The following is a 10,494-nucleotide window of genomic DNA, read 5'->3' as shown; positions in this document are numbered from 1 at the left end:
GCCCTGGCGCAGATCGCCGACTACGCGTTCCAGCTCGGCTTTGCCGAACAGGCGGGGATGGCGCGCGGGCTCATCTCGTTTCTGGGCGATACCCCTCGGCCGTCTCGTGGCGCACTACTCGACCTACTACACCAACCCGGTCAAGCCGATGCCGCCCGAGAGCGCGCGTCCGGCCGGCATGGGCGACATCGAGTGGCAGGTGCGCAACTGGTACAACTTCGTGTGGCTGTCGGGCGACAGCCTCGTGGAGCAGGCCGTCCACAACGCCGACAAGATCATGTGGGTGATGAAGGACCAGCCGCCCGCCAGTTGCGTGGCCGTGGGTGGCCGCTCGGTGCCCGCCAACGGCGGCAACATCTACGACCACTTCGAGGCCAACTTCGTGTGGCCGAACGGGTATCGCGTGTTCCTCGCCAACCGCCAGTCGACGGGCTGCTTCAACGGCACGCTCGACTACGTGATCGGTACCGACGCCACGCTGTTCCTCGGCCGCGGCAAGCCGCGCATCGAGACGCCCGACGGCACGATCAAGTGGCAGTGGGAGGGCCAGGACTACGACATGTACCAGCGGGAGCACGACGTGTTGTTTGCGTCGATCCGCGAGGGCAAGCCGAAGAACGACGACCTCAACCTCGCCACCAGCACGCTGCTCGCCATCATGGGCCGCGACGCCGCGTACTCCGGACAGGAACTGACATGGGATCAGGCGCTGAACTCGACCGTCGATCTGCTGCCGCCGGCGATGCAGATGAACGCGAAGTTCGACCCGCCTGGCCTGGCCATTCCCGGACGCACGAAGGTCTCGTGATGATGACAGCCCGTCTCGCCACCGTTGTCGCCCTGACCCTTGCGGCCGGGGCGGCCACGGTTCCCGTTTCCTCGCGTCAACCCGCCGCGGCACCCGCCGGGGCGGCCATCGACGCGAAGGAGCTCGCGGTCGTCGAACAGATCCGCACGCGGATTCTTGCCAGGGCGAAGGACGCCGACGGCGCGGCAGCGAAATACACGGTCACGATCCCCGGCACGGCCGCCACGTTCGACATGGCGCCGATCCCCGCCGGATCGTTCGAGATGGGCTCGGCCGACGCGGGGGCGCCGAAGGATCAGGCGCCCGTGCACACCGTGACGCTCGACGCGTTCTGGATGATGACCACCGAGGTCAACTGGGACGCGTACCTGATGTTCATGTTCGCCGACCAGGCCAACGAGTCGGCCAAGCCAGATGCGGTGGTCGACGCGTTGAGCCGGCCGACGGCTCCGCACCTCGAGATGAGCTTCGGGCGCGGAAACGGCGGATTTCCGGCGATCAGCATGACGCCGCACGCGGCCAACAAGTACGCGCAGTGGCTGAGCGCGCGCACGGGTGAGTACTACCGCGTGCCGACCGAGGCCGAGTGGGAATACGCGTGCCGTGCGGGCGGTCCCGCGTCGCTGCCGGAGGAGCAGCTCGGCGACGTGGCGTGGTACCAGAAGAACTCGCCGAACAACGAGTTCACCGACGGCACCTACCACACGCTGGGGTCGAAGAAGCCCAATGCGTGGGGACTCTACGACATGCTCGGCAACGTCATGGAGTGGACGGCCGACCAGTACGCGCCGTACCCCGCCGGCGCCGCCAGCAACCCGTGGGTGCGTCCCACCGAGGCGTATCCGATCGCCGTCCGCGGCGGGTCCTGGAACGACCCGGCCGCTCGCGTCAACTGCACCATCAGGTACAAGTCCGATCCGGTGTGGAAGGAACGCGATCCACAGCTGCCGACCAGCGTCTGGTACATGACCGACGCCGAGTGGCTCGGCTTCCGCCTCGTGCGCCCGTCGAAGGTGCCCAGCGCCGAAGAGATGTATCGCGTCTGGAACAACGGCATCGAGGTGGACCCGTACTAGAGACCGGCAACGGGCAATCGGCAACCGGCAACCGGTTGCGTTCCAGACGCGAGACGCAGGGTTTCAGAACTTGCGGATGGAGGCCAGGGGCTTTTTAGCCCCTGGCACCGCTCGCGACGAGGCCTACTCGTCGTCGCGCTCGTCGTCGCGCTGCCAGTCCTGAAGGGGCTGCGGACCCAGCTGAATCCCGGCGAGGTCGGGATCCTCACCGTCTACCCGTGCCACAGCCGATTCCTGCGGCATCGCGCGGCGTGCCTGCTTCTCGCGACGGCGCTCGGCGAGGGCGCGCTCACGCTGCAGTTTCACCGCCGTCATCTTTCCCTTTCGACTCAACGCTGCATTTCTCCGGATTGTGATGAACGGGCCCTGCCCAGGACGCTTCCGCGACGTGGGGGGCGACAGTGACAGGCGCTGCCCTCGCCTGGGCGAGGGCGCCAGACGTTGAGTGTGTCACAGAGTTCCACGAACCCGATCGCCCGGGCGCGAAACGCCCGAAAAACACGCCTATCGGAGTGGTGAACCCGACGCGAACGTGAGCCCGTGTCCGAACTCGTACAGCGGCGCGACCGAATCGTGCGGGACGTCTTCCTTCTGCGCGCGCACGGCGTCCATGGACGAGGGCAGCTCGAACGGCAGCTTGCCCGTCGGTGGATGCGCGCCACTGAGCACGTCGATCAACGCCTCGTCGCTGATGCCGAAGTGCGCCACGAGCGCACCGCTGTCTTTCGCAAGTTCAGGCACCACGTACGGACGATCGAAATACATGGCCACGACGGTTGGCACCGCCTGGGCGATGCGGTGAACCGATGCGATGCGCTCGGCAGGCAGCGTGAGATCGATCGGCGCGCCATCGGTGTTCAGGCCACCGAGCCCGGCCCCGCGCGCGTTGCCTCCCGGGGCACCAGCCGGCGCCGCACCAGCGCCACCACGTGACGGTGCGGCAGCCGTCACGCGCAGCACCGCGACGTCGGCATCGCCAGGCGACGACACGACGATGAAGCCGCGGGACTGGAGCAGATCGGCGTTCAGCCCTTCGGCGTAGACCTTGCTGCCCGGCTTCAGCGGCAGCAGGCTCTTGTCGTTGTGGAGCAGCACCGCCGACTTGCGCTGCGCGGCCAGCGCCTGCGCCTGGAACGCGGCCTTGCGGATGGTCTGCTCCGCCAGATCGGGATCCGCATACGGGTTCTCGAAGATGCCGAGCGCGAACCTGACGCGCAGCAGCCGAGACACAGACTCGTCGATGCGCGTCTCGCTCACCTCCCCCTTACGTACGAGGTTCACCACGTACTCTGGCGTCGCGTCGTTGCTGAACAGGTCGGTGCCTGCCTCGATGGCCTTGCGGAAGCGCTGCTCGACGGTGAGGTCCTCGACGCCCCAGACCATCGACGTGGTGATGCCGGAATCGGAGTTCACCACGCCCGTGAAGCCGAGGCGATTGCGCAGCAGGTCGGTGACGATCTCCTTGTTGAAGGCCATGCCGACCTGGTCCTGCGTGATGTCCTTCGGGATCGAGTAGTACGGCATCATCGCGACGGCGCCCGCGTCGATCGCGGCCTTGAACGGACGGACGTGGTAGTCGAAGTTCCCGCCCGGATAGACGTCGTACTTGCCGTAGGTGAAGTGCGAGTCCTGGCCGCCGCTGGCGGGACCGCCGCCGGGGAAGTGTTTGAAGATCAGCGCGACGCTTGCCGGTCCCAGCGCGTCTCCCTGGAAGCCGTGGACCATGGCCACCGCCATGGCGCTCGTGAGATCCGCGTCCTCGCCGAACGTGCCGGAGATGCGCGCCCAGCGCGGTTCGGTCGCCAGATCGAGCTGCGGGTGATACGCGCCGCGGATGCCGACAGCGATGTGCTCCTCGGCAGACACGCGCGAGAACGCCTCGACGAGCGCGGCGTCGCGCGTGGCGGCGAGTCCGAGCGTGCCAGGCCACTGCGAGAAACTGCCGCCCGCTTCCTCGATGCCGACCACGACGGCGCCCGAACCCAGGTGGTTGCGCGGATTGGTGACGAAGAACGCCGGGATGCCGAGCCGCGATCCTTCAGCGATCGCCTGCACCCCGTTCAGCCACGTCGCCATCGTCTTCGGCGAGGTGTTGACGCGATTGATGAACTGCCGGATGTGCAGCTTCAGCAGCGCTTCGGACGTGCCCGGCAGCGTCCACGAGGGGCCGCCGAAGGGGTTGGGCATCGGCCGCGACTCCTCGTTGACGCTTCCGTTGGGGCCCATCAGTAGCGTGGGGCCGACCATCATGCCGGCCTTCTCTTCGAGGGTCATCTGGCCGACGAGGTCGGCAACGCGCGCGTCGATCGGCTGCCGCCAGTCTTCGTAGGGATCGAGGCGGCCGTTCTTGTTCAGGTCCTTGAACTGCAGGCCGTCCACCGTCAGCAGTTGCACGGTTCGCGCGCCGAGCGTTGGTTGCGTGGCGGCCGTCTGGCGGGTCTGACATCCGCCGCCGATCATCGTCGCCACCAGCAGGCCGGCGGCGCATTGCGAGGCACGTATCGTCATGTCGCACTCCTGAAATGCGTGCCGCGCATTGTAGCCGCTGGCCCGGCAGACCGCGCGCTCACGACCGGGTTGAAACCCGTTCGCGCCACCAAGACGTCGCTACCGCATCCCGGCATCGCGGCATTGCGATCGTCACGCCGTGACGCGGTGCACCAGCGCCTCGCCGCGGGCAAAGGCGTCGATGCTGGTCAGGGTGGTGTCGGCGATGTTGTCGAGGGCCTCCCGTGTCAGGAAGCCCTGGTGCGATGTCACGAGGACGTTCGGGAACGTCAGCAGCCGCGCGAGCACGTCATCCTGCAGCGGGAGCATCGAGAGGTCGCGGAAGAAAAGGGGCCCTTCTTCTTCGTAGACGTCGAGACCGGCGGCCCCGACAGCGCCCGACTTGAGCGCGGAGATCAGGGCCGGCGTGTCGACGAGCGCGCCGCGGCTCGTGTTGATCAGCATCACGCCGCGCTTCATCAGCGCGATGGCTGCCGCGTCGACCATGTGATGCGTGTCTGGCGTCAGCGGCACGTGGAGCGAGATGACGTCGGCCTCGGTGTAGAGCTGCGACGCATCCATGTAGATCACGCCGAGCTCGGCCGCAAGCGTCGTGTCAGGGTACGCATCGGCCGCAACCACACGACACCCGAACCCGTGGGCGATGCGCGCCAGCGCGCGCCCGATCTTGCCGGTCCCGACGATGCCGAACGTCTTGCCGCGGAGATCGAACCCGACGAGGCCTTCGAGGGAGAAGTTGGCCTCGCGCACGCGGTTGTAGGCCCTGTGAATTTTCCGATTCAGTGCCAGCACGAGCGCCATCGCGTGTTCCGCGACGGCGTACGGCGAGTATTCGGGCACGCGCACCACGGGCAGATCGAGCGCGGCGGCCGCGTCGAGGTCGACATGGTTGTAGCCGGCCGATCGCAGCGCGATGAGCCGCGTCCCTCCCGCGTGCAGCACGCGCAGCGTGTCTGCGTCGACGCGGTCGTTCACGAACGGGCACACGACGGGCGCGCCGACGGCCAGTGGCGCCGTCGTCTTCGAAAGGCGCGATTCGATGAAGTGCAGCGTGTGCGATCGAGAGGCGTTGGCGCGCTCGAAGGCGTCACAGTCGTATGTATGCGTGTCGAAAAATGCGATGTCCATGTGGGTATTCATCGTAACGGCCGGGCTCGGAGAGCCGGCCCTACCTACACCCGGCCCGCACACCGCGGCGGTAGGTAGGGCCGGCCCTCCGGGCCCGGCCTCTCACTAACGGCCGATGGCGGCCAGTTCCGCGTCGGTCCAGGGACGTGTGCGCGACTGCGTGGCCTTGCGCACGCGGGCGACGATGCCGGCGTCGACGGCCGTCGCGCCGTGTCCCCACTCACGCCTGATGTAGGTGAGGACCGCCGCGACCTGCGCGTCGGTCATGGCCGATCCGAGCGGCGGCATCAGACCAGTCACTCCTTCCTTACCGTTCATCAGCACGCGCACGGGAATCTCCGATGGCGCCAGCGCGATGGGCGAACCGACGAGACTCGCGGCCCGACCCGCCTGGCCGCGACCGTCGGCCTGGTGGCACGACTGGCACAGCGCCTCGTAGATCGTGCGTCCCTCATCGAAGCGTTGCTGCTCCTGTGCGGTCAGCGGCGGAGGCGTGTCCTCGTCACCGGGCTTGCCTGGCCACGTGACGTGCGTCAGTACCGCAGCCGCCTGCCGACCCAGGCGCGAATCCTCTTCAGCGAGCGCGATGAACGCGCGCGGTGCGTCGGTGAGTCGCAAGGGTGGCGCCGCCGGACCTGGACGCGTGTACGCGTTGGCCGCCTCGGGCCACTCGAATGCGTACGCGCCACCCGCACTCTGACGGCCGCCGGGGCACGTCGGGCACGTCACGCCGGGCGCCGTGGGCAGCGGCGGCAACTGACCGGGGACCGGCGCGCCGAGAATGCCGATCTCCGCGCCGGACATCAGAGCCTCGCGTCGCGCCATCGGCAGCGTGGCGTCGGCGATGCGCGCGAGCCACGTCCGCGCTTCACCGTCACGTCCTCCGCGCAACAACGTGGCCGCCACCATCGTCGTCGCGGCGTCGGCGTCCTGTATGAGCAGTCGCGCGAGGAGCGCGCCCTCGGAACCGCGTGCGCCGGAAAGCACGGCATCGGTCACCATCGGATCGCCGCCGGATCGGGTGAGGGCGCGCGCCATCGCGTCCCACTTGGTGTCACCGTCAGGCAGAGCGCCGAGCGTGGCGGCGGCCTGCAGACGTACTCGCGGATCCGGATCGTCGATCGCGGTTTCGATGCGGGATCGCAGATCCGGCGATGGAGCGTCGAGCCAGCGTTCCGCGATCCGCAGACCAGCGGCACGCACGTGAGGTGACGCATCGGTCAGTGCGACAGCCACGTGCGACGGTTCGATCGCGTCGAGGCCGTCGAGCGTCCAGAGCGCGTGAAGTCGCGTGCGTGCGTCGGCCGCATCGCGGGCGAGCACGCCGAGCGCAGGCGCAGTCTCCACGAGCCCGCGCTCCACGAGCAGCCGTTGCGCGGTGTCGCGACGCCAGCCGTTCGGATGCGAGAGCAGGGCGACAAGGTCCGCCGGCGTGCGCGTGGGCAGGGCACTCGTGTCTCGCGGCGTGTCGTCGTGCACGATCCGCCAGATGCGTCCGAGCCCGCGCGGCTCGACGAGCCCCTGCGTCTCGATGTACGACTTGAGATACGCCGTCAACGACAGCCGGTGCTCGATGACGCCGCGATAGAGATCCACGACGTACAAGGCTCCGTCGGGCGCGTTGACGATCTGCACGGGACGGAAGCGCTCGTCGGTCGACGCGAGAAACTCGGCATCCGGCCACGGCTTGGACGCGCGCAGCGTCACATCGTCTTCGCGCAGGTGGATGAGGCTCACGAGGTTCGCGGCAGGGTCTGCCACGAACACGCTTCCGTACACGTCTGACGGCAGGCGATCCCCGCGATACACCAGCGGCGTACACACCGACGTGTAGCGCGCGAGCGTGCCGTCGGCGCGACGGATGCCCGCCTGGTAGCCGCGATTGACGCCAGGCGTGGGACGCGCGGGCCAGATGGTGTTGAGGTCGTTGTCGGGCATCGCCAGCCGCTCGTAGCTGCCGCGAGTGCGCAGCAATTGCGGGTGGCGCACGAAGTACTCGCTCGCGATCAGATCCACGTGCAGCGCGGATTCGTTCGTGTTGCGATACGTCCGCCCCACATCGTCATGTGTGACGCCCCACTGTCCGCGCACGGGCGAGGGCTCGACGACGATCGTGCCAGCCTTCCACCGCAGAGTGACGCGCGATTGCCCCGCGGTGCGCATGCGGTTGTCGAGGCCCCAGTCGAATCCGTTCGCGTTGTTCTCGACGTCCACGTCACGTCTGCCGAACTGGTTGGTGACGCGCGTCTTCGTGTTCATGCGGCCGTCGCTGTCGGTGTCGCGCATCAGCCAGAGGTCGGGAGGCTCGGCCACCAGCACGCCATCGTCCAGCACCTTGACGCTGCGTGCGAGCACGAGTCCGTCGGCGAACACCGTGCGGTGGTCCATCCGGCCGTCGCCGTCGGTGTCGGTCAACGTGACGATACGTCCGACAGGTGCGTGCTCGCCTGTGGCGGCGATGTCTGGCATGAAGCCGGGCATCTCGACTACCCACAGCCGACCGTCTGGTGCCCAGTCGATCGCCACGGGGTCCTGCACGAGGGGTTCGCTCGCCACGAGTTCGATGCGGAAACCTGGCGCCAGATGGAAGGTAGCCAACTCCTCATCGGGCGTGCGCGCGGGAGATGACGGCTCCACGGCCGCGACGCCAGGAGGCCATGCACGCGTCTGCTGACCCCACGTGGGAGCCATGGCGATCGTGCCGACGATCGCCGTGACGAGGAAGATTCGGGACACAATGGCGCGCATGACGACTCGGCGGACGTTTCTCTCGACTTCCGGATTGGCGCTGGCTGGCATGGCCCTGCCGGGCGTGGCGCCGCGGCTGGCCGCGCAGGGAGAACCCATCATAGACATCCACCAGCACGTGGGCTACAGCGGCCGTCCGGACCATGTGCTGCTGGCGCACCAGCGCGCGATGGGTGTGACGACGACGATCCTGTTGCCGGCGGGCCGTTCCGTGCAGCGTCCATCGACGCATGACGGTGTAGCCAACGGTCTCCAGGCGCAGGCACTCGGCAACGACGCCTGCTACGAGTTCGCGCGGGCGCATCGCGAGGCGTACCTCTTCGGCGCCAACGAGGTTCCGGATGTCGAGGGCGCGACGCAGGAGATCGAGAGGCAGATCGCGCGAGGCGCCGTACTCATCGCCGAGCAGAAGTTCGGCGTGGCGTGCGACGCCCCGGAGATGCAGGCGATCTACACGCTTGCCGACACGCATCGCGTCCCCGTGCTGATGCACTGGCAGTTCGGGATGTACAACCACGGTTTCGAGCGCTTCCACACGATGCTGGAGCGCTTCCCGCGCGTGACGTTCATCGGTCACGCGCAGACGTGGTGGGCCAACATCGACGCGAACCACCGCGACCAGACGGTGTTGTATCCCAAGGGGCCCGTGACGCCCGGCGGACTGACGGACCGGTACCTGCGCGACTACCCGAACATGTACGGCGACCTGGGGGCGGGTTCCGGCCTGAATGCGCTGACGCGCGACGAGGCCTTCACGCGCGATTTCCTCACGCGGCATCAGGACAAGCTGTTGTACGGCAGCGACTGCAGCGACCACGTCGGCAGCGGGCCGACGTGCCAGGGCGCGCAGACCATCGCCGCGATCCGTCGTCTTGCCGCCAGCAAGGCCATCGAGCGGAAGCTGCTGTACGAGAACGCGAAGCGCGTCCTCCGCCTCTGAGCCCACGGCGATTCTCCGTGCTGCCTTGCTCGCTCCGCATCCTCGCCCTGGTCACGGCCGTTGCCGGCATCTCACCCCAGATGCCCGACGTCTTCCAGACGACCTCTGCGCGCGGGTCCTGTCGGCGGACAGCCCCACCCGTCCTCGGCGCGAACAGCACTTGTACGGGAGACGCGCTTGCGGGCGGGCGGGGCGGCCCGTCCGCCGCCACCCGCGCGCCTGCGCCGCATTTCGATCACTCGGGTGTCGGGTGTTCGGCTGCTGATGTCCGGTTGCCGGTTGCCGGTTGCCGGTTGCCGGTGTCCTCACCATCGCCTGTGCAGACGCGTTTCGAAGGCGTCGAGCCGCACATGGGGACGCTCGTGCGGATCACCGTGTACGCGCGCGATGCCGAGGCGGCGCGCGTGGCGTTCCGCGCGGGCTTCGATCGCATCAGGGAACTCGACGCCATCCTGTCGGACTACAAGTCGGAGAGTGAACTGAACCGTGTGACCCGCGAAGCCGTGGGACGGCCCGTCGCGGTTGGCCCCGATCTCTTCGCCGTGTTGCGCGCGTCGCACCGGCTCTCGGTGGAAACCGATGGCGCGTTCGACATCACGCAAGGTGCTGTCGTGCGCGTCTGGCGCGACGCGCGTGCGACGGGACGCGTGCCCGAGAGCGACGCGCTGCACGCGGCAGCTCGTCGCAGCGGGTACACGTACATGCATCTCGACGAGGCGCGGCGCACCGTGTCGTTCGACATCGCCGGCGTGCAACTTGACGTCGGCGCCATCGGCAAGGGCTACGCGGCGAGCGAAGCGCTCGCGGCCATCGCGCGCGCGGGCGTGCCGAGCGCGCTGGTCGCCGTGAGCGGAGACATCGCGTGCGGCGCGCCGCCGCCGGGCCAGCCTGGCTGGCGCGTGCGCATCCACGACGATGACCTCGAAGGCACTGACGTGCCGGCGGTCCTTCGCCTGAGTCACATGGCGGTCTCGACGTCGGGCAACGCCGAGCAGCACCTCGACATCGACGGCCGGCGATACTCCCACGTGATCGACCCGCGATCGCGAACCGGCCTGCTCGACGACATCACAGTGACGGTCATCGCGCCGCATGGCATGGATGCCGACGGCCTCGACACGGCCATCGGCGTGCTCGGAGTCGACAAGGGCCTCGACCTCATCGAACGTCACCCCGCCGCCGCCGCCTTCATCGTCCTCCGCACGCCGGACCGGCCCACGGTCCGCGCCTCGACCCGCCTTCGAACCCTGGTCGACAGCCTCCCCTGAGGTGTAGCCGCCGGATTC

The 10,494-nt window shown here is 68.3% G+C and carries 8 protein-coding genes; 4 read left to right on the top strand and 4 right to left on the bottom strand.

Annotation, left to right across the window (positions count from 1 at the left end):
- The first annotated feature begins 106 nt into the window (after nucleotides 1–106).
- Nucleotides 107–808, top strand: a complete 702-nt coding sequence (locus tag IT182_02185; protein ID MCC6162136.1) for a hypothetical protein — start codon at nucleotides 107–109, stop codon at nucleotides 806–808.
- Between the two features lie 2 nt (nucleotides 809–810).
- Nucleotides 811–1,884 carry an SUMF1/EgtB/PvdO family nonheme iron enzyme gene (locus IT182_02180; protein ID MCC6162135.1) on the top strand — a complete coding sequence of 358 codons (1,074 nt, stop codon included), beginning with the start codon at nucleotides 811–813 and terminating at the stop codon, nucleotides 1,882–1,884.
- Nucleotides 1,885–2,007: 123 nt separating this feature from the next.
- On the opposite strand, the gene IT182_02175 is transcribed toward IT182_02180, so the two are convergent.
- The 4 genes from IT182_02175 to IT182_02160 all read right to left on the bottom strand — a co-directional run bounded on the left by IT182_02175 (nucleotide 2,008) and on the right by IT182_02160 (nucleotide 8,268).
- Nucleotides 2,008–2,199: a hypothetical protein gene (locus tag IT182_02175; GenBank protein ID MCC6162134.1), complete on the bottom strand. Its 192-nt coding sequence runs from the start codon at nucleotides 2,197–2,199 to the stop codon at nucleotides 2,008–2,010.
- A 189-nt stretch (nucleotides 2,200–2,388) separates the two neighbouring features.
- A complete protein-coding gene (locus IT182_02170) occupies nucleotides 2,389–4,392 on the bottom strand; it encodes a glycoside hydrolase family 3 C-terminal domain-containing protein (GenBank protein ID MCC6162133.1) in 2,004 nt (667 codons plus the stop codon).
- A 132-nt stretch (nucleotides 4,393–4,524) separates the two neighbouring features.
- Nucleotides 4,525–5,520, bottom strand: a complete 996-nt coding sequence (locus tag IT182_02165) for a 2-hydroxyacid dehydrogenase (protein ID MCC6162132.1) — start codon at nucleotides 5,518–5,520, stop codon at nucleotides 4,525–4,527.
- Between the two features lie 105 nt (nucleotides 5,521–5,625).
- Nucleotides 5,626–8,268, bottom strand: coding sequence for a c-type cytochrome (locus IT182_02160; GenBank protein ID MCC6162131.1), 2,643 nt, complete (start codon nucleotides 8,266–8,268; stop codon nucleotides 5,626–5,628).
- Between IT182_02160 and IT182_02155 the strand changes: the two genes are divergently transcribed.
- Nucleotides 8,258–9,208: an amidohydrolase family protein gene (locus tag IT182_02155; GenBank protein MCC6162130.1), complete on the top strand. Its 951-nt coding sequence runs from the start codon at nucleotides 8,258–8,260 to the stop codon at nucleotides 9,206–9,208. The genes IT182_02160 and IT182_02155 overlap by 11 nt on opposite strands.
- 317 nt (nucleotides 9,209–9,525) lie before the next feature.
- The gene (locus tag IT182_02150) at nucleotides 9,526–10,476 is read left to right on the top strand and encodes an FAD:protein FMN transferase (GenBank protein MCC6162129.1); all 951 of its coding nucleotides are present in this window, start codon (nucleotides 9,526–9,528) and stop codon (nucleotides 10,474–10,476) included.
- The last annotated feature ends 18 nt before the right edge of the window (nucleotides 10,477–10,494 follow it).

The organism is Acidobacteriota bacterium, from assembly GCA_020845575.1.
Classification (GTDB): domain Bacteria; phylum Acidobacteriota; class Vicinamibacteria; order Vicinamibacterales; family Vicinamibacteraceae; genus Luteitalea.
Note: the sequence above shows the minus strand (reverse complement) of the source record. Positions and strands in the feature narration are given on the sequence as shown.